Genomic DNA, 1,170 nt, shown 5'->3' on the forward strand with positions numbered 1-1,170 from the left:
CGATGAAATCTCGCTCGACATCCATCTCTCCTCGTTTTGATACGAGGGGTCAGTTCTTCGCTTCGTTAGGGGGTCAGTTTCTCATTTCGCCCGACAATTCCATCCGCTTTCCGTCGTAATCGGCTCTCGACAAACCGGACAGATGCCTTTCTGTGCTTCCCAAAGCTTTGGCGGCAACCGTCTGCCCTGACGCTGCATGAGGAGGCTACGTCGTTCGGCGAAGTAGCTATCCCATGCTGGATCAAACGGATTGGCCTCGGCCTTGATCTTGCGATACCGTCGAATGGTGACGTCGCTGGCCCTAACTAGCCGAACGAACGTCGTTTCACCGTTATCGCCGATCACCTGACTGCGGAACACCCAATTGCGCGTGCCCTCCCGAGCGAAGTAGCGATCCTTCACCCAGGTGAGCGGCTTGTGTGGATGTCTGCGGCAGGCCCATTGCCAGAGTTGTTGCCAAATGGCGTGGTCGACCTTTCCAAAGGTCTCGCTCGCCACCTGGTTGCGATGATAATTCGCCCATCCCCGAATGATCGGGTTCAAGCGCGCTATCACCTTTGCCTGTGTTGCTGTCCTGGTTTCTCGGATCGTTGAACGGACATGACGCATGAACGCCTGCACGTTTTTCTTGGCAGGCTTGATGAGAAGCTTCCCATCATACTTGCGCACATTCCATCCGAGGAAGTCGAAGCCATCCTCGATATGCACGATCTTGGTCTTTTCTTCGGAGAGGGTGAGACCCCGCTGCCGAAGGAAGTCCTCGATCAAGGCTTTCGCCTCCAACAAGAGCTCTTTCGTCGCTCCCGTTATGACGAAGTCGTCCGCATACCGGATCAGATTGACCTTGTTCTTTTTGGATTGGGGATGGCTGGGCGCAAAGCGGCGACGCAGCACTCCTTCCATGCCGTCCAAGGTCATGTTCGCCAATGTCGGCGAGATCACACCACCTTGTGGTGTACCTGCCTCCGTTGGGAACGCTTCTCCATTCAGCACAACACCAGCTTTCAGCCATTTCCGGAGCACCACCTTATCCATGGGGATGTTGGCGATGAGCCAGTCGTGGCTGATATTGTCGAAGGAAACGTCGCCAGACTACCCATCACCGGGATCTACCGACGTCGATAGCTGTTACCCGCTCGGGACACGCCTTCGAAGGGCGTGTTCTGCCGG

Annotated in this window: 1 protein-coding gene; it reads right to left on the reverse strand. The window is 55.9% G+C overall.

Going from position 1 to position 1,170, the window contains the following annotated elements; translation table 11 throughout:
* Window positions 1-81: 81 nt before the first annotated feature.
* Complete coding sequence (locus PY650_RS36485; RefSeq protein WP_285884952.1) at window positions 82-1,068, reverse strand: group II intron maturase-specific domain-containing protein; 987 nt, start codon at window positions 1,066-1,068, stop codon at window positions 82-84.
* Between the last annotated feature and the right edge of the window lie 102 nt (window positions 1,069-1,170).

The organism is Martinezella calliandrae (genome assembly GCF_030272695.1).
In the GTDB taxonomy this organism is placed as follows: Bacteria; Pseudomonadota; Alphaproteobacteria; order Rhizobiales; family Rhizobiaceae; genus Rhizobium; species Rhizobium calliandrae.